The sequence below is a fragment of the Ruegeria sp. BA2 genome (genome assembly GCF_056539605.1).
Window position 1 is genome coordinate 179,511 of sequence record NZ_JBQFVE010000007.1, and the last position, 23,353, is coordinate 202,863.

Below are 23,353 nucleotides of genomic sequence, written 5' to 3' on the forward strand. Positions count from 1 at the left end.
ATCGTTCAGATCTTAGCGAAGTCGGGCCGAGCATAGCCTTGCAAATACAGCAGAGCTGTTAAATCTCCGTGGTTTACGCGAACATCACACTGCGCTGCAACCGAAGGCTTGGCATGTAGCGCTACGCCGGTTCCGGCCCGCCCAAGCATACCCAGATCGTTGGCACCGTCACCGACTGCAATCACGTCCGATTCGGCAAGGCCCAACCGCGCTGTGATCTGCTCTAACGCATCCACCTTGGCCTGACGTCCCAGAATGGGTCTCTGAACATCGCCTGTCAGCTTGCCACCCTCAGACAGCAACGTGTTGGCCCGGTTCTCATCAAACCCAAGTTCCGCGCCGACCTTAGCCGTGAAAGCAGTGAACCCGCCCGACACCAACGCGGCATAGCCATCATTCGCGCGCATCGTTCCCACCAATTCCGGCCCCCCCGGCATCAAGGTGATGCGTTCAGCCAGCACCTTGTCGATCACGTTTTCGTCTAGGCCTTTCAATAGGCCTACACGTTCCGTCAGCGCCCCGTCGAAATCCAGCTCGCCATTCATCGCCCGCGCGGTGATGTCCTTGACCCGATCACCTACACCGGCCTCGTCAGCCAGCTCGTCGATACATTCCTGCTGGATCATGGTGCTGTCCATATCGGCCAGCAGCATCTTCTTGCGCCGCCCATCGGCAGGTTGCACGACAAGATCAACGCCCATGTCCTGCAGGTTTGCCCAAGCATCCCATTGATTGTCCGGAATATCAGTCAGCGAAAACTCGGCTGCCTCATCCGGGCTGAGCCATTGCACATCACCACCGCCCCAGGCGTTCCGCAAGGACTCGACCAGCGTCGCCTCAAGCGAAGGGGCCGCCGGGTTGGTCAGCAGAGTGGCTATATACATGTCGGGCCTCCGGTTAGCGCACCTGCGAGATATCGCAGGTGCAGCATTTTCACCAGAGGCAGTTTGGTCTAACCCAGAATACCCGGCAGACGCAGCCCATGTTCGCGAGCGCAGTCCTTGGCGATCTCATACCCTGCATCCGCGTGACGCCAGACACCCGAGGCCGGGTCGTTCCAGAGTACACGCTCTAACCGCCGCGCTGCGTCTTCGGTCCCATCCGCGCAGATCACCACACCGGCGTGCTGGCTGAAGCCCATGCCAACCCCGCCGCCATGATGCAGCGAGACCCAAGTCGCACCGCTGGCTGTGTTGATCAGCGCATTCAACAGCGGCCAGTCCGAAACCGCGTCCGAACCATCCAGCATCGCCTCGGTCTCGCGATTGGGGCTGGCGACCGAACCCGAATCCAAGTGGTCGCGCCCGATCACAACCGGGGCTTTAAGCTCACCATTGGCAACCATTTCGTTGAACGCCAATCCGGCGCGATGGCGATCGCCAAGACCGATCCAGCAAATACGCGCGGGCAGACCCTGAAACGCGATCCGTTCCTGCGCCATGTCCAACCAGCGATGAAGGTGCTCGTTCTCGGGGAACAGCTCTTTCATCTTGGCGTCGGTTTTGTAGATATCCTCGGGGTCACCCGACAGGGCACACCAGCGGAACGGGCCGATGCCCTTGCAGAACAACGGGCGAATATAAGCGGGCACAAAGCCGGGGAAGGCAAAGGCATTCTCCAACCCTTCATCCTGCGCTACTTGACGAATGTTGTTGCCGTAATCCAGCGTCGGTACGCCGGCGTTCCAGAAATCGACCATCGCCGCCACGTGTTGCTTCATCGAGGCGCAAGCAGCTTTTTCTACTGCTTTAGGGTCGGATTCCCGCTTGTCACGCCACTCTGCCATGCTCCATCCAATCGGCAGATACCCGTTGATCGGATCGTGGGCGCTTGTTTGGTCAGTCACGATATCGGGGCGCATTCCACCGGCCTGCATCCGGGCGTAAATCTCGGGAAACACCTCAGCGGCGTTACCCAAAAGGCCCACCGATTTCGCCTCACCTGCTTTGGTCCAGCGGTCGATCATCTCAAGCGCTTCGTCCAGCGTTTCGGCTTTTTCGTCGAGGTACTTGGTGCGCAGGCGGAAATCGATGCTGTCCGGGTTGCATTCCACCGCAAGACAAGAGGCCCCGGCGAACACTGCTGCCAATGGCTGCGCACCTCCCATGCCGCCCAGTCCACCGGTCAGAATCCACTTGCCGGTCAGATCGCCGCCATAGTGCTGACGGCCCGCCTCGGCAAAGGTCTCATAAGTGCCCTGCACGATGCCCTGCGTGCCGATATAGATCCACGAGCCAGCCGTCATCTGGCCATACATCATCAAACCCTTCTTATCGAGCTCGTTGAAATGATCCCAATTGGCCCAGTGCGGCACGATGTTCGAATTCGCGATCAGAACGCGCGGCGCATCTTTATGAGTACGAATGATCGCCACCGGTTTGCCCGACTGGACGATCAGGGTTTCGTCCTCTTCCAGATCCTTCAGCCCCGCGACGATCCGGTCAAAATCATTCCATGTCCGAGCCGCGCGACCGATGCCGCCATAGACCACCAACTCATGCGGATTTTCGGCGACATCGGGGTGCAGGTTGTTCATCAACATCCGCAGCGGGGCTTCGGTCACCCAGCTTTTGGCATTCAGCTCGGGGCCTGTCGGCGGATAGACGTCACGGGTGTTTTTACGAGGATCGGTCATGGTCAAAGCTCCAATACAGTATCTTGGATGGCGTCGAGGATATCCTCCAACCAGCGACGCAGGCGATTGGCCTTCGCCTCGTCAAACGCCCATGGCGGGGTTTCGGTGGACAGATAGGTGGATTGCGCCAGCTCCATCTGGATCGCGTGCTGGCCTTCATCGGGGCGGCCATAGTGGCGGGTCGTCCAGCCCCCTCGGAATCGCCCGTTCAAGACGGTACTGTAGGGGGAGGAATGAGAGAATTCGTAGGCCGCGGCCTCGATGCCGGGAGCGCAGGTTACGCCACCATCGGTGCCAATGTTCATATCCGGCAAGGTGCCTTCGAACAGGAACGGAATTTGGCTGCGGATTGAGTGGCAATCGAAGAGGATCGCAACCCCGTGTTTCGCCCGCACCCTTGCAAGCTCTTGCTCCAGCGCGTTGTGATAGGGCGCGTGGTAGGAGGTTCGGCGCGCCTCAATTTCGTCGGCTGATGGCTCTTGCCCTTCTTGCCAGATCGGCTGACCGTCAAAGTCGGTCAAAGGCACCAGTGTTGTCGTATTCTGCCCCGGATACAGCGAAGCGCCCGCCGGATCTCGGTTCGCGTCGATGACATAGCGGTGGATATGGGACTGCACGACTGTCGCGTTGGCCAGTAGCCCATCATAGAGCTGGTTTATGTGCCAATCTGTGTCTGCCAGAACCTGCCCATTCTTATTCAGCCGCGCGGCAATATTGTCGGGTACAAAAGTGCCGCCATGCGGCTGCCCCAAAACAATGGGCCCATCGCCACGCTGAACGCTGAACACCTGCATCACGACAGCTCCGGCATGGGCTGCGCAGCCGCCCGCAGTATAGCCCCGCTTTCGACCAGCGACTTCGCGGTTTCAAGTTCCGGCGCCAGATAACGGTCATCGCCCAGTGACGGAATGTCTTCGCGCAACCGCCCCACGACGCTGGTTAGCGCCTCGCTGGTTGCGAGAGGCGCACGAAACTCGATGCCTTGTGCGGCGCAGAGCAGTTCGATCCCCAGAATATAGTTCAGATTATCCACCATCCGGCTGAGACGACGCGCGCCGTGGGCGGCCATCGAAACGTGGTCTTCCTGATTGGCCGATGTGGGCGTGCTGTCGGTTACGCAGGGATTGGCCAGGTGCTTGTTTTCGCTCATCAGCGCGGCCGTAGTGACCTCGGCGATCATCAGGCCCGAGTTCAGCCCCGGCTCTGGCGTCAGAAAGGGCGGCAGATCAAAGCTGAGCGCCGGATCTACCATCAAAGCGATACGCCGCTGGGCGATGGCCCCAATTTCGGACAGGGCCAGCGCAATCATATCGGCGGCGAACCCCACCGGCTCGGCATGAAAGTTACCGCCCGAGACGATGGCATCCGGGTCGGTCAGAACCAGCGGGTTGTCGGTGGCCGCGTTGGCCTCAACCACAAGAGTTGCGGCCGCCTGCCGGATCACATCCATCGCCGCACCCGTCACTTGAGGCTGGCAGCGGATACAGTACGGATCCTGCACCCTCGTATCCCCGTCGCGGTGACTTTCGCGGATTTCGGAACCATCCAAAGTGGCGCGCATCGCGGCGGCTGCTTCGATTTGCCCGCGATGCCCACGCAGCGCATGAATCTCAGGCTGCAGCGGGGCGGTGGAGCCCATGATCGCATCCGTCGAAGCGGCTGAAATCACCAGTGCATTTTGTGCCGAACGCCATCCTTCAAACAGACCTGCCAAAGCATAGGCCGTTGAAAATTGTGTCCCGTTGATGAAGGCCAGACCTTCCTTTGGGCCAAGCTGAATCGGCTCCAATCCGGCTATTTTCAAAGCCTCTGCACCCGGCATAACCGTTCCATCAACCTCGGCCTCACCCTCTCCGATCACGACTGCGGTCATATGGGCCAGCGGCGCCAGATCGCCTGATGCGCCGACCGAACCCTGTGCAGGGATCACAGGTGTCACGCCGCGCGCCAGCATCTGCTGCAGCAACTCGACAAGTTCCCAGCGGACCCCAGACGCCCCGCGCCCAAAGGACAGCAGCTTCAAAGACATCATCAATCGCGCCAGACGTCGCGGCACCGCAGGGCCCACACCGCAACAATGGCTGAGGATCAGGTTGCGCTGCAGGGTCGAGGTATCTTTGGCCGCAATCTTATGACTTGCCAGCTTGCCGAAGCCTGTATTCACGCCATAGACGGGCTCGGTCCCTTCGGCGGCCTGCGCAATGCGGGCCGCGGCGGCATCGACCTTTGGTCGGCAAGTATGCGCCAGCGTGATCGCGGCCTCGTTCCAATAAATCTCGGCCAATTGGTCCAGCGATACCTGACCTGGGATGAGCGATAGGGGAGTCATTCCAGGCCTCCGAAAATACGTTTGTGCAGAGCGTTGAAACCGATGCGATAGGACAGTTCGGCGGGATGCCAGACGTCCCAAATTGCCAGATCAGCGCGCAGCCCGGCTGCGATCATCCCTGTATCTTCCAGACCCAAAGCGCGGGCCGCCACACGAGTGACGCCAGCCAGGGCTTCTTCAGGCGTCATCCGAAACAGGGTGCATCCCATATTCATTGTCAAAAGCAGTGAAGTCAGCGGTGATGAGCCCGGATTACAATCGGTTGCCAGCGCCATTGGCACTTTCTGCTGGCGTAACAGTTCAACCGGTGGGGCCTGAGTCTCGTGCAGCGTGTAAAACGCGCCAGGCAGCAGAACCGCAACCGTTCCAGCGGCGGACATCGCGGCAACACCTTCAGCGTCCAGATATTCAATATGGTCAGCGGACAGGGCCCCATAAACCGCTGCCAACTTGGCCCCGCCTAGGTTGGACAGCTGCTCGGCATGCAGCTTTACCGGCAATCCAAGCTCTTGCGCGACAACAAAAACCCGTTCGATCTGGGCGGTATCAAAGGCAATTCCTTCGCAGAACCCATCCACCGCGCCCACAAGCCCCTCGGCATGGGCCGCGCGCAGGGTCGGGATGCAGACCTCATCGATATAGGCATCATCCCGGCCCGCATATTCCGGCGGAGTGGCATGTGCACCCAGAAAGCTGGTTTTAACCCGAACAGGACGCTCCTGCGCAATGCGTCGCGCGGTGCGCAGCATGCGCAGTTCGGTTTCGGTATCCAGCCCATAACCCGACTTCACTTCGATGCAGGACACACCTTCTGCCAGCAAGGCATCCACACGTGGCAAAGCGCCCTGAAGCAACTCATCTTCCGAGGCCGCCCGCGTACCGTTAACGGTCGACAGGATCCCGCCGCCCGCGCGGGCGATTTCCTCGTAGGTGGCTCCGTTCAGGCGCATTTCAAACTCAACCGCGCGGTTGCCGCCAAATACTACATGGGTGTGGGCATCAATCAGCGCGGGCGTGATCAGTCGGTCACCGTAATCGATGTGCTGCCATTCAGAATAGGTCTCTGGAAGCTCGGACTGACGGCCCACCCAGACGATCTGCGATCCTTCAACGGCTATCGCGCCATCCTCGATCATCCCATAAGGATGGTCACCCCCCATGGTGGCCACCTGCTTGCTGCAAAGTACGGTTTTTTTCGTCATGGCGATTCTTTTGGGCTCCCCCTGCGCTTGATTTTTTCGTATACGGGTAAAAAGATAAAGTCTACACAAAATGGAAATGCGATGACGGTTCATGCCAAGACCGCCTTGGTGGGGTCAGAGTGGGTCAGCGATCTGAGGGTCGAAATCGAACACGACCGGATCATCAAACTGGAGCAAAGTGCAGATGCTCAACCTAGTGACAGGCGTGTCGATGTGCTGCTGCCCGCTTTGGCCAACCTGCACAGCCATGCCTTTCAACGTGCCATGGCCGGCATGACCGAAATACGCGCCGCGGGTCGCGAAAGCTTTTGGACCTGGCGTACCCTGATGTATCGCTTTCTGGATCGCCTCACCCCAGAGCAGATCGAAGCCATCGCAGCGCTGGTTTTCATGGAAATGCAGGAGGCCGGATATGCCTCGGTCGGGGAATTCCACTACGTCCACCACCAACCCGGCGGCACGCCTTATGTACAGCTATCCGAACTGAGCCAACGCATCTTCTCCGCAGCGACCCAAACCGGGATTGGCCTGACGCATCTGCCGGTGCTCTACACCTATGGCGGCGTCAAACAAGAGCCCTTGGAGGGCGGCCAGCTGCGGTTCGGAAATAACGTGGGCCGTTTTCTACAACTCGTAGAAGACTGCAAACCTTTGCTGCCACATTCGGATAGCCAGATTGGAATCGCGCCGCATTCCTTGCGAGCAACTTCACCAGATGATCTGCATCAGGTGCTTAAGGCGACCCCGAACGGTCCAGTACACATCCATATCTCGGAACAAGAGAAAGAGGTCGCGGATGTTGAGGCTGCTCTGGGTCAGCGCCCGGTGGATTGGTTGTTGAACAATGCGGACGTCAACGCGCGTTGGTGCCTGATCCATGCGACCCACATGACCGATGACGAAACCCGCGCCCTCGCCCGATCCGGGGCCGTGGCCGGTCTTTGCCCGATAACCGAGGCCAATCTTGGGGATGGCATATTCAACGGAGCCGTCTACATCGACGCCGATGGTGCATTTGGTGTCGGATCGGACTCAAATGTACGTATTTCATTGCCCGAGGAACTGCGGACCCTGGAATATTCTCAACGCTTACGCGACAGGGCCCGCACAGTTCTGGTGCAAGGCGAAGGATCGGTCGGTCAGGCGCTTTATTCCGGGGCCGCGCGGGGCGGTGCGCAGGCTTTGGGGCGCGCAGCTGGATCGATAGCAGAGGGTCAATTGGCTGATCTGGTCGCGATTAATCGTACCCATCCTTCCCTTTGCAGTTTGCGTGATGATCAGTTGCTTGACGGGCTTTGCTTTGCAGCACCAGACGGAATCGTGACTGATCTGTGGTCTGCTGGACGACATCAAGTACAAGGCGGGCGGCACATCGCACGCGATGCGATCCTTGGTAATTACCGGGCCGCGATGGCTGAGCTGCTGGCGGATCTTTGAAACATGGCTCAGTCAAGCGACACCACCAGTTACAAGGATATCAAGCAGACTGTCCTGCGTCGCATCCGCTCGGGCGAGTGGCAACCCGATGCGCTGCTGCCGAACGAACAGGAACTGGCTGTTGAGTTCTCGTGCACCCGCACAACGGTCAACCGCGCGCTGCGGGAACTAGCCGATGAAGGGTTTCTGGAAAGGCGTAGAAAAGCAGGAACGCGGGTTCTCAGTGCGCCACAGCGACAGGCGCGTTTCACGATCCCCCTTGTCCGCGACGAGGTTGAGGCAGCAGGGGGCACCTACCGCTATGCTTTGGTATCGCGCGAAACGCAGACTGCCCCCGATTGGCTGACGGCGCGACTGGCCTTGCGCGCGGATCAGGCTGTGCTGCATGTGCGTTGCATGCATTTTTCCGGCAACACACCTTTTCAGTTCGAGGACCGTTGGATCGTGATCGACAGCGTACCGCAAGTGGGGCAGGCCGATTTCTCGAGCACCGGACCGAATGACTGGCTGGTGCAAACAGTCCCTTTCACCAATGTCGAGCTAACCTTTCTGGCGAGCCGCGCCGATACCACTCTGGCCGGATTTCTGGACGTGTCCGAAGGGGAGCCCATCTTTACCGCCGAGCGCATCACATGGCTGCAGGGCGAACCAGTGACATTTGCCAAGATGTATTTCGCGGCTGGCTACAGAATGACCACCGAATTCTAATATTCCGGGCTTTACCCTCTGACATTTCCAATACAGATTTGCGGCACATGTCCGCGTCGAATGGAAAGGATATCGGGATGGGCAACCCGCTCTATGATCGTTTGTTTGGCATCCATGCGGGCAAGGACACGCCGTTTCTGCATCTCGCCGGTGGTCAGACACTGACCCATGCTGCGTTTCTGGACATGGCAGCCCGACTGGCGAACGCCCTGACTGGTCTTGAGCTGGAACCGGGTGATCGCGTGGCTGTGCAGGTAGAGAAGTCCGCCGAAGCACTGGCGCTTTATGCCGCCTGCGCGCAAGCCGGGCTGATCTTTCTTCCGCTGAACACTGGCTATACCACGCTAGAGCTCAGCTATTTCATCGAAAACAGCGGCGCATCTTTGGTGGTCTGTGACGCGGCCAACGAGGCTGGGCTTTCTGATATCGCACAAAAACACAACGCACGGTTAGAGACGCTGAACGCGGACGGTTCAGGCAGTCTGACTCGACGCGCCTTGGGAATGCTCCCCGCCTATGAACCGGTCCACCGCACCGAAGATGATCTGGCTGCGTTTCTCTATACGTCTGGCACAACGGGACGCTCGAAAGGGGCGATGCTGACGCAAGCCAATCTGCTGTCGAACTCGGAAACGTTGGTGCAGGAATGGCGGTTTACCAACAGCGACGTATTGCTGCATGCGCTGCCGATTTTTCACACGCACGGACTGTTTGTTGCAACCAATGTGGTGCTTGCCTCTGGCGGATCGATGATCTTTCTGCCGAAATTCGATCTGGACAACATGATGCGCCTGATGCCGCAGGCGACAACGATGATGGGCGTGCCTACCTTCTACACCCGGCTGCTAAGCGACGACCGGTTCACCCGCGATCTGACCCAAGATATGCGGCTGTTCATTTCAGGCTCTGCCCCCTTGCTGGCAGAAACGCATGTCCAATTCGAAGACCAAACGGGCCATCGCATTCTGGAACGCTATGGCATGACCGAAACCAATATGAACACGTCAAACCCCTATGACGGCGAACGTCGCGCAGGGACCGTTGGATTTCCTTTGCCAGATGTCGAATTGAAGGTCACGAAGCCTGACACGGGAGAAACACTGCCGGATGGCGAGATCGGTATCATCGAAGTACGCGGCCCGAACGTGTTTCAGGGTTATTGGCAAATGCCCGAAAAGACGGCCGCAGAACTGCGCGAAGACGGGTTCTTCATCACCGGTGATCTGGGGCGGATCGATGAAGATGGCTATGTCCATATCGTCGGGCGTGGCAAAGACCTGATCATCTCGGGCGGGTACAATATTTATCCCAAAGAGATCGAGTTGCTACTGGATGAACAGCCCGGCGTGTTGGAGAGCGCAGTGATTGGTGCCCCACATCCCGACTTCGGAGAGTGCCCAGTTGGCATTCTGGTCCCTGCCCCCGGCCAGACGCCCGATATCGAGGCGATCAAGGACGCAGTCCAAAATTCTTTGGCCCGCTTCAAACATCCTCGCCAGTTGATCTTGATGGACGAGCTGCCGCGCAACACGATGGGCAAGGTGCAAAAGAACATCCTGCGGGACCGCTGCAAGGACCTGTTCACCCAATCCTGATTGTCAGGGCAAAAGCGCAACGCGCCCCTTGTCCGTCAACAACCAGCAATCCAATCCTTCGAACACCGCGATGCCAACCGGGCGGGCATACCCTGCGCCACTATCCAGATTGATGCGATTGCCATAGTGGGTCGGTTGATCAACCGGCGTATGCCCATGGACGATCAGTTTCGGATGCGTGGCCCGATGGTTATGAAATGCCTGCCTGATCCAGACCAGATCATTTTCATTTTGCTCACTCAGCGGAATGCCGGGTCGAATGCCAGCGTGCACAAACGCGAGTTTTGGCGTTTGGTGCATGGCGACCAGTCTTTGCAAAAACACCCGATGCGCCTCTGGAACCGCACCTCGCGCGATGGCATGCAGATCCTCCAGCCGCGTGTGCTGGTCGAAAACCACGCCATAGCTTTGCAGTGTTTCAACGCCGCCCAACCGTTCATGCAGCCAATGATAACCGACCAACAGATGCGGGTCATGACGCGGTACATCTTCAAGAAACCATGAGAACATCCGGTCATGGTTGCCCAGCAAAGTAACCCATCGCTTGCCTGCATCTCGCCCTGCGATCAACCGGTCCAGAACGCCTCGGCTGTCAGGACCCCGATCGACGTAGTCGCCCAAGAACACAATCTCGGCCTCGGAACCTCCATCGTCTGCAATCAGCGACAGCGCGCGTTCGAATTCATCGACGCGTCCATGCAAGTCTCCAATTGCGTAGATCGAATTGGTCATCGGGTTCCCCTCGGGTATTTACGACTGCTGCACTTCTGGCGCAAATTCAGTGCTTTGAAAAGATGACGCCCGCGCTATTGACCGGCGCGGGCATCGATCTTTCATAAAAGATCAGAGAACATGATCAGGCCACGTCAAACTCCAATGGTTTGATCTGGGTGAACAGTCCGGTCTCGGCAAGTTTCGCACGTGCCTCAGCGGGAACCGGTTCGTCGACGTAAAGCAAAGCAATCGCCTCACCGCCAGCTTCGGAACGCCCCAGAGTAAAGTTCGCGATGTTCACATCGTTCTCACCCATGGTCTGCCCCAACGCACCGATGATGCCGGGTACATCCTCGTTAGTGGTGTAAAGCATATGCGCCCCGATCTCGGCATCGATGTTGATGCCTTTGATCTGAATGAACCGAGGTTTGCCGTCGCTGAACACCGTGCCACCGATCGAGCGCTCGCGCTTATCCGTCACAACGGTGACTTTGATATAGCCCTCAAACGCACCCGATTTGTCCTGATTTGTGGTCGAGATTTGAATGCCTCGTTCTCTGGCCACAACCGGAGCTGAAACCATGTTCACCTCGGGGTTGAACTTTTTCATGATCCCCGCCACGGCGGAACAGTTCAATGCCGCCAGATTCATCTCAGCCGCGACACCGTCATAGAGGATGTTGATCGCCTTGATCGGCTCATCCGTCATCTGGCCAATGAAGCTGCCCAAATGACCTGCCAGCTTGATCCAAGGGCCCATGACCTTAGCTTCTTCGGCGGTGACACTGGGCATGTTCAGCGCGTTCTCAACCGCGCCGGTCAGCAGATAGTTCGAAATCTGCTCAGCCACCTGTAGTGCCACGTTTTCCTGTGCTTCCGTCGTGGCCGCACCAAGATGAGGCGTGCAGACCACATTCGGCAGGTTGAACAGTGCGTTCTCCTTGGCCGGTTCTTCGCTGAACACATCAAAGGCCGCGCCGGCCACGTGACCCGACTGCAATGCTTCGGCCAAAGCTGCCTCGTCGACCAGACCACCACGCGCACAGTTGACGATCCGTACGCCTTTCTTGGTCTTAGCCAGGTTCTCGCGGCTCAGAATATTCCGCGTCTGGTCGGTCAGCGGCACGTGCAGCGTGATGAAATCGGCGCGCGACAGCAGCTCGTCCAGTTCAACCTTTTCAACGCCCATCTTTGCGGCTTTCTCTTCGCCCAAGTAGGGGTCGTAGGCGACGACTTTCATCTTCAAGCCCAAGGCGCGTTCGCAGACGATGCCTCCAATATTACCCGCGCCAATGACACCCAAGGTCTTGTTGGTCAGCTCGATCCCCATGAACTTGGACTTTTCCCATTTGCCCGCATGGGTCGAGGTGCTGGCCTCGGGAATTTGTCGCGCCACGGCAAACATCATCGCAATGGCATGCTCGGCCGTTGTGATCATGTTGCCGAACGGCGTGTTCATCACGATCACGCCTTTTTTCGACGCGGCATCCTTGTCGATATTATCGGTGCCAATACCGGCGCGCCCGATAACTTTTAGCTTGTCGGCCTTCTCCAAAATGGTCGGCGTGACCTTGGTGGCCGAGCGGATGGCAAGGCCGTCATACTGGCCGATCACCTCGGCCAGCTTGTCTTTGTCCTTACCAAGATCGGGCATGAAATCCACTTCGATGCCGCGATCACGAAAGATCTGCACGGCGGTTTCGCTGAGCTTGTCAGATACGAGTACTTTGGGGGCCATATCTCTGGTCCTTGATATATTGGGAGAAATCCGGGCCACGGGAGGCCCAGAATTTTCGTCGAAAATTCTTGTCAGGCGGCTGCCGTTTGCGCTTCGATTTCGGCGTGGAACGCCCAGTCCAACCAAGGCAGCATCGCTTCGATATCCGAGGTCTCAACCGTTCCGCCGCACCAGATGCGCAAACCCGCAGGTGCGTCGCGGTACGCTCCGATATCCAGCGCGACGTTCTCGGTCTCCAGCCGTTTGGCCACAGCTTTGGCGAATACTGCACCGTCCTGAATGCGTGCATCGGTGAATTTCAGGCAGACCGACGTATTGGACTGAGTGGCTTCATCCTCAGCCAAATTTGCGATCCAATCATTTTGCGCACAAAACGCATGTACCGCTCCGGCGTTGGCATCGGCACGCGCAATCAGACCCTTCAGGCCCCCAACCGAGCGCGCCCAGTCCAACGCGAACAGGTAGTCCTCAACCGCAAGCATCGAGGGCGTGTTGATCGTCGCCCCAGTGAAGATGCCTTCAATCAGCTTGCCACCCTTGGTCAGGCGGAAAATCTTGGGCAGCGGCCATGCAGGTGCGTAGTTTTCCAACCGCTCGACAGCACGAGGGCTGAGGATCAGCATCCCATGAGCCGCTTCACCACCCATCACTTTCTGCCAACTAAACGTGGTCGCATCCAGCTTGTCCCATGGCAGGTCCATCGCAAAAGCAGCCGAGGTTGCGTCGCAGATCGTCAAACCCTGACGGTCGTCCGCAATCCAGTCGCCATTCGGAACCCGAACGCCCGAGGTCGTGCCGTTCCATGTAAAGACCACATCATTCTGGAAATCGACCGAGGCCAGATCAACAATCTGTCCGTAATCCGCTGTCTTCACTTCAGCATCGATCTTCAGCTGCTTGACCACATCGGTCACCCAGCCCGCACCAAAGCTCTCCCAGGCGTGCATCTCGACCTTGCGTGCGCCCAGCAGCGACCACAGAGCCATCTCAACCGCGCCAGTGTCCGAGGCAGGAACGATGCCGATCTTGTAGTCTGCCGGAATACCCAGCACCTCACGCGTGCCTTCAATGGCCGCCTTTAACTTATCCTTGCCGACAGCGGCACGATGCGAACGACCCAAGGCCGCATCAGCCAGTTTGGACAATTCGAATGTAGGGGGTTTGGCACAAGGGCCCGAGGAAAAACGCGGATTTGCCGGCCGCGTCGCCGGTTGTTCAATGCTCATCTGTATTACCCTTCCAGATACACGCCCCTCGTTGGGGAGGGGTGTCCCACGGGCAGCCCTACGCATCCCCTGAAAAAACAGCAAGTAGAAAAGACACTTCGGAGTCGGAAAACGACGCAATAAAACCGAACGGACCGGGAACGTGTGTTTCCGATTGGCACAAATTTGACACAAGCGAAACTGCCGACGTTCATGGTGTGTCCAAAGAAAACGCCGGTGCAGCGACCACTACAACCGGCGTCAATTCACTTGGAAACGGCTCCTACCGTGAAGCAAATAATACCCCAAAATGGGGCGAGAATTCAACCCACAATCGCGCTGGTCGCATGGTTGAATATGCCCTTGACCTGGGCACGGCTGATGCCTGGCACGGTGCGGCTTATGTCTTCGCGGCCAGACTAACAGACCAGGAGCGCGCGGCCTTAGCCTATGCGGCTCTGCGCAGCCTGGATCACGACATCGCCTATATGACTGCCTCTGCGGTCTTGTTCGGCACTCTCAAAGGGGAGGTGCTGCAATGACTGCAAATTTGCAGAAAATCACCGTCAAGCAGACCGCCCAGATCATGAACGTATCAGAGCGTTCGGTTTACATGGCGAAGAAGGTCAGCGAGCTGCGCCCGGATCTCGAAGTGGAGATCATGGCTGGTCGTATGTCGTTGCACAAAGCGCACCAAATCGCGACCGGCAAACCCGCACAGAAGCAAAAGCGGTGCCCGCATTGTGGGGAGGCGCTGAAATGAGACTGTGCATGACCCCATACACCCAGCCGGACGAGGTAGACCGTCTGGTGTACCACATGGCCAGCGTTGCGACCTATGCGACGAATGAGTGGGCTGCAGGCTTTGCTAAGTCGATCCAGCGTCAGTCCCGGCGTCGTGGTTGGCGTCCTTCACCGAAACAACTGAACCTCATGCGTGATCTGGTCGCTGACCTGTTCCTGCATAGGGGCAATGAGGGGGGCGACTTCGACGTGGTGGAATAGCCACGCGCATTCGGTGCGTCTGCAGGGGCGCACCACCTCAAGGGTTTATGCAGATCTTTCCCCACACTGATCAGTGAAAAGAGACATGCCACGGTTTGCCGCCTTCCCGTGCCAAAGGCGGACATGACGTCCCGGGGATATCACCCGGCCCGATCGGGAACCGGCTCCTTCTAGGCCTGATCAGATACGCGACTACAAACCCACCGGCTAGGACCGGGGACTGGGGCAGAGAACAGAGCACAGACAATGTGCTGCTCTGCAACGGGGCAGGAGAAGACCCTGCGGGCAGGCGGTTGGCCACCGATAACAGGCATCGCGTGGATACGGGACGTGGAGGCGAAGGGCCTGACCTTTCCATCCTTGTGATGGGGGCAGGAGCGGGTGGCGGTAGTGCGTCTAATCGAATGGAGAATAGCAAATGACAGACCAAGAGCAGCAATTTCTGATCGAGTGTGACCGCTCGATGATGGTCCTAGAACAGACCATAAAATTCATGCACGAATTTGGCGGCGATATTAATCTGTTCGCCTTCACAATGCTTCGGGCCAGCATATCGCTGTTCGCCGAGGTGCATAATCAGGACGAGTTGGAAAAGTTCGTTTTGCACTTGATTCAGGAGGAGCAAATAAAGCGCCAACCCACAGGAAACGCTTGAAAAAAGTGGAATTATATGCTATTCAAACACTATGCCAATAGGGTTGCTGAAAGAGCGCAGAACCTGCCACCGCAAAATCGGTGGGAACCTGCTCCAAAAGTGCAGAGATTAGCATGACCCTAAACAGGGGATGCTGCTCTGTGCGCATTCTCTGAGAACTGAAGATTTTGCCCCGTCGCGAGACGCGGCTTGCCTATTGATGGAGAAGAAAATGGACACCTTGAGTGAATTGCGGGCCGAAGCTCGCGCCAAAAGAAAAGAAGCTCGCGGACTTATCGCGCAGATCGACGACAGCCTGTCAACGAAAGAGGCGCGCGAGGTTGAACGTAAGTTCAATTCGATCATGAGCGAGGTCGATGATCTAAACGATCGCATCGAAGAACAACGCGAAGCTGAAGAGAGCGCGAGCTTTCGGAGCAATTGGCCTCGCGGAGAGAATATGCGCGTAAGCGGTGCGGATAATGGACCAACAGACGCGCACACTAAAGCGTTCAAAGGCTGGATTCGTTCCCCGGATTCCCGCCGAGCACAGAACAAACTTGACCAGGTCGAACCCCGTTCCGCAAACAGCCTGACGGACTCAGCGGGCGGTTACATCGTTCCTGAAACTATCGCCGGTCCGATGCGGTCTCGCGCCCGGGACGTAAACCCGTTGCGTGGTCTGGTCCGTGTGGTTCCGGTAATGAGCGGTGATGTTGTTGTGCCTCTTTCGAACAACGACGCAACAAGCGGTTGGGTGGGTGAAACCGATACTCGGACACCGACGACTGAACCGACCATTGACGGCAAGCGACCAACGTTCGGCATCAACTACAGCTATGTGAAGATGTCCGAAGAACTGGCGACCGACGCCCTCTATGACATCGGCGATTGGTTCATCCGTGAAGCCGGTTCCGTGATCGGTGAAGCCGAAATGACTTCGATTATTTCCGGCAACGGATCGAACAAACCTAAGGGCCTTCTGAACACAGCCCCAGAAGCTGGTGACGATGGCGCTCGATCTGCCGACGCCTTTAAGTTCCTGGCTTCGGCATCAGCATCGGCCTTCACAGCCGACGAACTGCTGGATCTTGTCTACGATCTAAAAGCTCGTTACCGCGCAAACGGAAACTGGCTGATGAATTCGGCCACGACTGGTTACGTGCGCAAGCTGAAAGACAGCAACGGCGCGTATCTGTGGCAAGACAGCCTGATGGCGGGTCAACCCAGCACGTTCTCGGGCTATCCCGTCACGATCTGCGAGGCCATGCCGGATATCGGTGCCAGTGAACACCCGGTTGCGTTCGGCGACTTCGATGCTGCGTACATTCTATGCACCATCGGCGGCTTCAACGTCACCAACGCAGACAGGAACGTAACGGAGCCAGGGTTCCACAAACTGTACATCAGGCAAAGAATTGGTGGCTGCGTCTATGACGAGAACGCCCTTCGTTTCCTGAAGATGGCATCAAGCTAAAACTGCGCTCCCAGCGGGCGGTGGAGTGTTCCGCAAACACCCGCAGCCGGGGGCCTTGTAGCCAGGGTCGACCCGGCAACTACAGGGGGGTGGGTCTAAATCTCACTTCCCTGATCCAGGGACCGGCGGGTGAGCCTCCTTTCGCTATGTTCCCCGAAAAAAGTTCCGGCAATAGAAAAGAGACAGGTGTAGAAATTGGCAAAAGTTGTTGGTGATATCGCTGTAACCGTTGGCGCGAATGTAAACGGCCTGATTGACGGGATGAACCGTGCAGGCAACTCCGTCGAGGGCTTCGAAGGCCGATATCAGCGAATGGGCGAGAGCATCGCCAAAAGTGCGGCTCAGGTCGGGATTGTAACTGGCGGAATGGTCGCGGCAGTGGGTGCGTTGGCGAAGAGCGCAGTAGGTGCCGCAGCGGATATTGAAAACCTCAGTAAGCTGGCGAATAGCACCCCAGAGAACTTTCAGTTCATGTCTAAGGCCGCAAAACAGGTAGGCATCGGTCGCGACAAGATGGCCGATATTTTGAAGGATGTGACAGAAAAGGTCGGCGATTTTCAGGCAACTGGTGGTGGGCCTCTGAAAAAGTTTTTTGAAGAAATTGCACCCAGTGTGGGCGCGACAGCAGATGCGTTCAAAGACCTATCTGGGACCGATGCGCTGCAAAAATACGCCTCAATCCTTGAGCAATCAGGCGCATCGCAAGCAGAAATGGTTGCCCACATGGAAGCCATTTCGTCAGATGCTTCGGCGCTGATCCCGATCTTGGCTAATGGCGGTATCGAACTTAAGCGGATTGGCGATCGGGCAAAGGATGCTGGAACGATTATGTCCAATGAAGCTGTTCAGGGCGCATCTGACCTCCACACACAAATGGGCCTATTAGGCGATTCAATGCGTGCGTCGGTCAACACGGCATTTCTGGACAACAAAGAAGAGATTCAGGCCATCGTTAACTTGATCAACGAGGGTCTGATCCCTGCCATGGGAAGCCTCGTCAAGATCATCGGGACCGTCGCCGAGGGTTATGCAAAATGGGGCGAGGCTTACCAAACGTTGAGATCTCGGCTTGGACTAAATTTTGAAGATGTCGAGCCTGGACAACTGCCCCCGGTTTCAATCACTCCTGGCTCCGGATCTATTACCGATCAGTTCGGCGGAAACGCAAACAGCCCCATCAACAGCTTGTTCGGCGGCGGTGGTTCAGCCGATCTGGAAGGTGGCGAGGGCGGTGATAGGCTTGGGCTCGGTTCGCCTGAGGCTCAGCAGGAAGTTTATGACGCTTCCCTAGGTCGGCTCGGCGAATACCTGGGTCAGAGGGCTGAGATGCTTCAGCAACACGCACTGCGCGAAGTCGGTATCACTTCAGACGCTGCGGCCAAGATTCAGCAGGCCGATTCAACACAGTTCTCAGAGGGGCTTTCAGGCGCTAACGACTTCTTTAAGTCGATGACCACACTAACCAAGAGTAACAGTGAAGGTCTGCTCAAAATCAACAAAGCGTTCGGCGTTGCTCAGGCTGGTGTTTCTACGGCAGTCGGAGCGGCAAAAGCTTTAGAGCAGCCGTTTCCTTTAAGCCTAGCAGCGTTCGCGCAAGTGATGGCGACAGGGGTTCAAGCTGTTTCGGCCATCAGATCAGCCGCACCAGGTAGCAGTGGCATTAGTGGCGGCAGTTCTACAGCTCTGCCCCTATCGACGCAGGCACCACAGCAGCAAACCTCTGTCTCACGCATTGTAGACCTGCAGGTGCTTGGCATCCCGCCTGAATACGCGCGTCAGATGGTCGACGCGATCAACGACGCGTTGGAAGACGGGTCTTCAATACGGGCGGTCTGAGCAGTGGGTGATGGAGCTATTCAGCTATGTGCCGTAACATATTGGCACCAAGGTTTGAACGCCGCCAACATTCTGGATGTTGTAGTTGCATTGGTAGACCTTGCCCCGATGTTTATAGAGGCCGCTATTGTCGCCTATCTCCCTAATCAAGTCACCGTTTGCCATCACGTTCTCACTGTCTTGTGGCGAGAGAACCGTCGCTGAAGCAGCGGTGCTCAATGCGGCGAAAGAAACGAAACACAAAACCTTGGATGCTTTCATGGGGAATACCTTCCATCTAAATGAATGGCTACAATACTGCATAGTCCTTGGGTTTTCACCAAGTGGAAAGACAGAGCCTGCCGGGCAATGGAGGGGGTATCTCAATCTTCAGGTGCTTCAGTCTAGGGACCGGCGGCGGGCTCCTTTTGCGCGTATCCACAAAACCCACAATGGGGGGCAACATGCCACGACAGAAGAACCCAGCGGCTCTGGCCCGCATTACCGGGGCCGACCAGAAAAACCCGCAGCGCTATGCTGATGAAGTTGAACACAAGCTTTCGCCGATCGGGTTGCCGCCCGAGCGCTTAAATGAATTCGAGCGTGAGGCATGGCACGAATATGCGGCGGATCTTCCTTGGTTGTGCAAGTCGGACAGACTGATACTTGAGCTTACATGCCGTCTGACAGCCCGGCTCAGAACCGACCCTGAAATGGGTATCAACGCTCTGGCGCAACTTCGGCTGTGTTTGACGTCTCTGGGCGCGACACCGACAACGCGGGGCAAGGTTTCAGTGTCGGATGAAGACAAAGACGATCCCGCAAATGAGTTTTTGCAGTGAACCTTTCGCAAATTTGCGGGTTAGCTTTCCCCGAACTTCTCGCTGGCTTCTCTCCAGACTTTTGCTAACTCATTTATAACTTCTTCGCGAATGGCGAAGTACATCTGGTTTTCCACAAACCTCTCGTCTTTTTCGCCGTGAGGTATCCTTGATTCAAACAACCAGAACTCCGATAGTTTATGATCAAGATCTGTCGTTCGAATTCCATGAGCATTTCCAAGGACTCTTAGCTGTAGAACAGTAGGTTCGCGCGGAACTGGTGTACGCAGACGACTGAGCGCCTCGGATTGCGACATTGTCCCTTCTTCAACAGCCTTGTGAAAATAGGCGTTGTGCCTTTCAGCCTCCGCTTCAGCTGTGACCTCTTCAATCAGCTTATTAATGAGCTTTTGAAATTCCTGAAGCACATTTTCATTGCGGCGCGCGTTTGCCTCGATGCGTTTGACTAGCAGCGGCACCACAATCGCTATCAGACTGCCCGTGCTGGTTATAATCAGTGCTATGTTTGCTGGTGTCCAAACAGAGACATCGCTCATTTCCTCAACCTCACAGCGGCTCCACCGCCGTCCTCTGCCGCGATCCAGACCTTCGCAGTTTCAGTTAATCTGAACATTGTTTCTTACAGAACGCCTCTGATCTGAAGGTTTGCCAAGGCTTCGTCCAACTTATTTTCGAGATCACTCACTTCGTCATCAGACTTAGCTTGGGTCAGGGCTTCCAGAACTTTAATGAATTCGCTTTGATCAGGATCCGTGACTCTACCGTTTTCGGTTGCTGTTCTTTTCATCACGTCGAGTAGAACGCTTTTCGTTTCGCCGTCTGATTTAAGAAAAGCTCTTAGAATTTCTATGTTCGATACGGGCATCGGAATGGGATAGGCGCTCTCAAGCGTGGCCAGAATCTCAGCATTCATGCTGCGATTGTTACGTTCGGCTGCGTATTTGATCCGATCACGCATGCCGTCAGGTAGCCTCAGCATAAACTTGTCGGTGAGCGTGCGTTTTTCTGAATTCGTCATGATGTCCATTGGACATGATTTTTTTCTTGACGCAATGATGTCCATTGGACATTATGATATCAAATGGACACTATAGGTGCTAAAATGAGTCGAACGCCCATGCAGCTCAGACTGCCAGACAACTTAAAGGCCTGGGTCAAAGTGCAAGCCGACCGCAACGGCTCGTCTCAAAACTCGGAAATTATCCGGGCCGTTCGGGAACGCATGGACCGCATGACCGAGAACACGGGTGCAGATCATGAATGAACTTCACCGAGAACTAGAGCAGGTTCTGCGCGCGCTATCCGAGTGCGTCAGGGAAATGACCTGTAACCGACTGCACAAGAGCCACGAATTATCGGGAGACTTCGTTCTGCCCCCGACGCATGCGGAATCCGCCGCGCGTGAAATGCTGGCGCTGTACAACGCCCAGTTTGCAGACCTCAACTGACGAAGGAGAAAAGCTATGACCAATGAACGCGCCTGCGCGAACGATATAGTTTTGGAAAAAAGGACGGTTGAAACGCCAACTGGCCCGTACTCATTCTACCCTGAGTCGGGCGCTGATTTTACAACCTCAGAGGGTCGGATTGCGTGGTTCTGCGCTAAATTCGACTTGGACCCGCCCCAGCTCACCTACGATGAGGATGAGCCTGATGAAATCCTGATTACAGATGATCTGATGGAATGGGTAAAAGTAACCGGTGGATCATTGGACTGGTTGTTCAGCGGCACAGTTGGACCTGCGTTGGCGGCTTATAGAGCATACCACAAGCGGCCAGCCAGAGGTTCTTGGCGGGATCTAATTGGCAAGTTGGACGCCACCGAAAAGGAAATTCTACTCACAGGGCTCAACATGTCAGCGGAGTCCAACCTGGACCAAGACGAAATCATCAAACTGACTTTCCAGAAGATCCGGGAGCATCGGAACAGAGCACACCGCAATTGAGAAAATTGCTGTATAAGAATAATGGTTGCAGTCATATCCATTTAATGATAGATATGGTCGCAACCGTTATTGAGGATACTATGAGCAGCCTGACCGATACCCATCTTCTTTCAAAACTCTGCGAAGCATCTGGCTTTCAACCCCCGACTGCAAAGAGCCACCTACATAAGAATTATCTGGTCGGGGCAAGTCAGCCGATCACCGGCGGCGCGGATACCGGACGAAAGCGTCGGTTTCCGTTCTCGACCATCATGCAGGCCGCTGTTGCAAAGCAGATGATTGATCTTGGACTCGCTTCAGCACGGGCTTTTGAGGCCGCAGTTGTATTTGCGCATACCGGTGAGGCAGAGGCTGAATGGATGGGCAGTGACCAAAAACTTGATCCCGCCAAGAACCGGCCACCCAGTGTTCCTTACAAAGTTGGTCGCACACTTCTGATTGTTTGGGATGAAGCTCAAGCTGTAATCTGTCAGACGCCGAGAACCACAGCAGACGAGATCGCAGGCACCGTCCCGCTTAATGCACAAGGCCAGCGTCGCCCATTTCTGGCGGTTCCCTGCAATCCGATTTTCGACAATGTGGTCCAGTCGCTCGGTGGCCATCCCGAAGAAGTCATGGCGGAGGCGTACGGCTAACCCATGACCACCCCTGCCCTCCTTCCTGATTTCACCACGCCCGCCGACCTGGCCGGGCACTTTGGTGTGTCGGAAAGGACATTGCGGGAACTGGTTCGAGCGCACGGTCTATTTGCCAAGGTTGGGCGGAAAGTGGTCCTCTTCCCTGAACACGTCGAAGCTCTAAAGGAGGCATTGAAATGTCCCTCAAGCTCTACCGTCGCGGTAAGTTCTGGCATTACCGGGGCACCGTTGCCGGAAGGCGACTCCGCGCAGCTACGGGAACGACTGACAAGCAAATCGCGGAAAGGGTCAAAGCAGAGGCCGAGGCGCTCGCCTGGAAATGTCGTTTCGATGGGCCGGGCGCGGGGTTAACGATGGCGCAGGCATTCATAGCATATCTGGACGCTGGTAAGCCTGAACGCTTCATTGCCAAACTCAATGAGCATTGGGGCGACACTCTGGTGGACGACATCACGCCCGAAGCTATCCGGCTTTCGGCCAGGAATATCTATCCCGACGCTAACCCGGCGACATGGAACCGTCAGGTGATCGTACCAACGCAGGCGGCGATCAACTATGCCGCTGCTTTGTACAAGCGCCCCGAGATCAAGGTGAAACGCTTCCCGGTCGACCCGAAGAAGAAAGAGGCCGCGACACTGGAATGGGTCAACGCCTTTGCCAGCCAAGCCACAGAAGACGGGCTTATTCACCTTTCGGCCATGTGCCTGTTCATGTTCGGCACTGCCGCCCGTGTTGGTGAGGCATGCCGAATGACCTGGGCTGATGTAGACCTGCAGGCGGGCACCGTCACGATCCACATGAGAAAGCCGACGCCATGGTCAAGGATTGCACATATGCCGTCCCGAGTGATTGCCGCACTCGAGAATATCCCTTCAAATCGGAACCAGGATGATCTGGTGTTCGGGTATGCCGGTCGCGGCAGTGTGACCAAGGTCTGGAACAACGTGGTGGACCGTGCCGAGATCGACAGACTGACACCTCACTGCTGCCGCCATGGGTTCGCAACCACCATGTTGCAGGCGGGTTATGACGTTAAGAGCGTCGCCGAGCACGGGGGCTGGAAAGATCCGAATGTAGTCCTGAAGACCTATGCCCACGCGATCAAGGATATCACGATCACAGATGCAGTTTTTGACACACGAGTGACACAGGGTAACACTGACAATCAGGTAACTACCGAAAAGAAAAGGAATAATTCACTATGACCACCTACCCTCGTTGGGGAGGGGTGTCCCGCGGACAGAGCTATTGGGCGCGCGCATTCGTAGCAAGCGAAAAAGACGCTTGAACGATCAAAAACGACGCATGGAAGGGGCTCAAATCAGAACATGAGTTTCCGATTGGCTTCAACCCCCACCTTATTTGGTGGGGGTTTAGTGTTTGTTTGTGTTTATTCGGCTGCGTCTGCGTATTCTGACATTGGGGGGCATGTG

The 23,353-nt window shown here is 56.5% G+C and carries 26 protein-coding genes and 1 pseudogene; 16 read left to right on the top strand and 11 right to left on the bottom strand.

All coding sequences use genetic code 11. The features are described from left to right. Positions 1–5 precede the first annotated feature (5 nt). From serB to hutI, 5 genes are all read right to left on the bottom strand, one after another. Positions 6–884 (bottom strand): phosphoserine phosphatase SerB, encoded by an 879-nt coding sequence (gene serB, locus ACR0NN_RS16265; protein WP_170724965.1) that lies wholly within the window; start codon positions 882–884, stop codon positions 6–8. Between the two features lie 68 nt (positions 885–952). Next, positions 953–2,635, bottom strand: coding sequence for a urocanate hydratase (gene hutU, locus ACR0NN_RS16270; RefSeq protein ID WP_170724964.1), 1,683 nt, complete (start codon positions 2,633–2,635; stop codon positions 953–955). A gap of 2 nt (positions 2,636–2,637) precedes the next feature. Next, entirely contained in the window at positions 2,638–3,429 is a 792-nt protein-coding gene (gene hutG, locus ACR0NN_RS16275; protein ID WP_480685086.1) for an N-formylglutamate deformylase, read from the bottom strand. Next, positions 3,429–4,964, bottom strand: coding sequence for a histidine ammonia-lyase (gene hutH / locus ACR0NN_RS16280; RefSeq protein ID WP_170724962.1), 1,536 nt, complete (start codon positions 4,962–4,964; stop codon positions 3,429–3,431). Before hutH ends, hutG begins: the two co-directional genes overlap by 1 nt. Beyond that, complete coding sequence (gene hutI / locus ACR0NN_RS16285) at positions 4,961–6,166, bottom strand: imidazolonepropionase (RefSeq protein ID WP_170724961.1); 1,206 nt, start codon at positions 6,164–6,166, stop codon at positions 4,961–4,963. Before hutI ends, hutH begins: the two co-directional genes overlap by 4 nt. Positions 6,167–6,247: 81 nt before the next feature. Here hutI and ACR0NN_RS16290 point away from each other — a divergent pair, with 81 nt between their 5' ends. From ACR0NN_RS16290 to ACR0NN_RS16300, 3 genes are all read left to right on the top strand, one after another. Then, a complete protein-coding gene (locus ACR0NN_RS16290; protein ID WP_170724960.1) occupies positions 6,248–7,603 on the top strand; it encodes a formimidoylglutamate deiminase in 1,356 nt (451 codons plus the stop codon). A 3-nt stretch (positions 7,604–7,606) separates the two neighbouring features. Continuing rightward, a complete protein-coding gene (locus ACR0NN_RS16295; protein WP_170724959.1) occupies positions 7,607–8,311 on the top strand; it encodes a GntR family transcriptional regulator in 705 nt (234 codons plus the stop codon). 77 nt (positions 8,312–8,388) lie between these two features. Then, complete coding sequence (locus ACR0NN_RS16300) at positions 8,389–9,906, top strand: malonate--CoA ligase (protein ID WP_170725108.1); 1,518 nt, start codon at positions 8,389–8,391, stop codon at positions 9,904–9,906. A gap of 3 nt (positions 9,907–9,909) precedes the next feature. Here the strand turns inward: ACR0NN_RS16300 and ACR0NN_RS16305 are convergent, their stop codons facing one another. From ACR0NN_RS16305 to ACR0NN_RS16315, 3 genes are all read right to left on the bottom strand, one after another. After that, a complete protein-coding gene (locus tag ACR0NN_RS16305; RefSeq protein WP_170724958.1) occupies positions 9,910–10,638 on the bottom strand; it encodes a metallophosphoesterase family protein in 729 nt (242 codons plus the stop codon). Positions 10,639–10,762: 124 nt separating this feature from the next. Beyond that, on the bottom strand, positions 10,763–12,358 hold the full coding sequence (gene serA, locus ACR0NN_RS16310) for a phosphoglycerate dehydrogenase (protein WP_170724957.1): 1,596 nt from the start codon (positions 12,356–12,358) through the stop codon (positions 10,763–10,765). A gap of 71 nt (positions 12,359–12,429) precedes the next feature. Beyond that, complete coding sequence (locus ACR0NN_RS16315) at positions 12,430–13,584, bottom strand: phosphoserine transaminase (RefSeq protein ID WP_170724956.1); 1,155 nt, start codon at positions 13,582–13,584, stop codon at positions 12,430–12,432. A gap of 197 nt (positions 13,585–13,781) precedes the next feature. Here ACR0NN_RS16315 and ACR0NN_RS16320 point away from each other — a divergent pair, with 197 nt between their 5' ends. From ACR0NN_RS16320 to ACR0NN_RS16345, 6 genes are all read left to right on the top strand, one after another. Beyond that, complete coding sequence (locus tag ACR0NN_RS16320; RefSeq protein ID WP_480685090.1) at positions 13,782–14,105, top strand: hypothetical protein; 324 nt, start codon at positions 13,782–13,784, stop codon at positions 14,103–14,105. Continuing rightward, positions 14,102–14,326 carry a hypothetical protein gene (locus tag ACR0NN_RS16325; protein WP_480685092.1) on the top strand — a complete coding sequence of 75 codons (225 nt, stop codon included), beginning with the start codon at positions 14,102–14,104 and terminating at the stop codon, positions 14,324–14,326. Before ACR0NN_RS16320 ends, ACR0NN_RS16325 begins: the two co-directional genes overlap by 4 nt. A gap of 8 nt (positions 14,327–14,334) precedes the next feature. Then, positions 14,335–14,568, top strand: a complete 234-nt coding sequence (locus tag ACR0NN_RS16330) for a hypothetical protein (RefSeq protein ID WP_480685094.1) — start codon at positions 14,335–14,337, stop codon at positions 14,566–14,568. A gap of 418 nt (positions 14,569–14,986) precedes the next feature. Further along, a complete protein-coding gene (locus ACR0NN_RS16335; RefSeq protein WP_480685095.1) occupies positions 14,987–15,223 on the top strand; it encodes a hypothetical protein in 237 nt (78 codons plus the stop codon). Between the two features lie 211 nt (positions 15,224–15,434). Then, a complete protein-coding gene (locus ACR0NN_RS16340) occupies positions 15,435–16,679 on the top strand; it encodes a phage major capsid protein (protein ID WP_480685097.1) in 1,245 nt (414 codons plus the stop codon). 195 nt (positions 16,680–16,874) lie between these two features. Next, positions 16,875–18,515: a hypothetical protein gene (locus ACR0NN_RS16345; RefSeq protein WP_480685099.1), complete on the top strand. Its 1,641-nt coding sequence runs from the start codon at positions 16,875–16,877 to the stop codon at positions 18,513–18,515. Positions 18,516–18,539: 24 nt separating this feature from the next. Here ACR0NN_RS16345 and ACR0NN_RS16350 read toward each other — a convergent pair whose 3' ends face one another. Next, on the bottom strand, positions 18,540–18,776 hold the full coding sequence (locus ACR0NN_RS16350; RefSeq protein ID WP_480685100.1) for a hypothetical protein: 237 nt from the start codon (positions 18,774–18,776) through the stop codon (positions 18,540–18,542). Positions 18,777–18,958: 182 nt separating this feature from the next. Here ACR0NN_RS16350 and ACR0NN_RS16355 point away from each other — a divergent pair, with 182 nt between their 5' ends. Continuing rightward, complete coding sequence (locus ACR0NN_RS16355) at positions 18,959–19,336, top strand: hypothetical protein (RefSeq protein WP_480685101.1); 378 nt, start codon at positions 18,959–18,961, stop codon at positions 19,334–19,336. A gap of 20 nt (positions 19,337–19,356) precedes the next feature. Here the strand turns inward: ACR0NN_RS16355 and ACR0NN_RS16360 are convergent, their stop codons facing one another. Then, complete coding sequence (locus ACR0NN_RS16360; RefSeq protein ID WP_480685102.1) at positions 19,357–19,872, bottom strand: hypothetical protein; 516 nt, start codon at positions 19,870–19,872, stop codon at positions 19,357–19,359. Positions 19,873–19,955: 83 nt separating this feature from the next. Next, the gene (locus ACR0NN_RS16365) at positions 19,956–20,363 is read right to left on the bottom strand and encodes an Arc family DNA-binding protein (RefSeq protein ID WP_480685103.1); all 408 of its coding nucleotides are present in this window, start codon (positions 20,361–20,363) and stop codon (positions 19,956–19,958) included. 90 nt (positions 20,364–20,453) lie between these two features. Here ACR0NN_RS16365 and ACR0NN_RS16370 point away from each other — a divergent pair, with 90 nt between their 5' ends. The 6 genes and pseudogenes from ACR0NN_RS16370 to ACR0NN_RS16395 all read left to right on the top strand — a co-directional run bounded on the left by ACR0NN_RS16370 (position 20,454) and on the right by ACR0NN_RS16395 (position 23,125). Then, positions 20,454–20,600: an Arc family DNA-binding protein gene (locus ACR0NN_RS16370; RefSeq protein WP_480685105.1), complete on the top strand. Its 147-nt coding sequence runs from the start codon at positions 20,454–20,456 to the stop codon at positions 20,598–20,600. Further along, positions 20,593–20,784, top strand: coding sequence for a hypothetical protein (locus tag ACR0NN_RS16375; protein ID WP_480685106.1), 192 nt, complete (start codon positions 20,593–20,595; stop codon positions 20,782–20,784). The genes ACR0NN_RS16370 and ACR0NN_RS16375 overlap by 8 nt, the downstream gene beginning before the upstream one ends. Before the next feature lie 15 nt (positions 20,785–20,799). After that, positions 20,800–21,282 carry a hypothetical protein gene (locus ACR0NN_RS16380; RefSeq protein ID WP_480685108.1) on the top strand — a complete coding sequence of 161 codons (483 nt, stop codon included), beginning with the start codon at positions 20,800–20,802 and terminating at the stop codon, positions 21,280–21,282. 80 nt (positions 21,283–21,362) lie between these two features. Next, complete coding sequence (locus ACR0NN_RS16385) at positions 21,363–21,917, top strand: hypothetical protein (RefSeq protein ID WP_480685110.1); 555 nt, start codon at positions 21,363–21,365, stop codon at positions 21,915–21,917. Positions 21,918–21,920: 3 nt separating this feature from the next. Next, a pseudogene (locus tag ACR0NN_RS16390) lies at positions 21,921–22,076 on the top strand (helix-turn-helix domain-containing protein); the annotation flags it as partial. A 20-nt stretch (positions 22,077–22,096) separates the two neighbouring features. Beyond that, positions 22,097–23,125 carry a tyrosine-type recombinase/integrase gene (locus ACR0NN_RS16395; RefSeq protein WP_480685112.1) on the top strand — a complete coding sequence of 343 codons (1,029 nt, stop codon included), beginning with the start codon at positions 22,097–22,099 and terminating at the stop codon, positions 23,123–23,125. Positions 23,126–23,353: the final 228 nt, after the last annotated feature.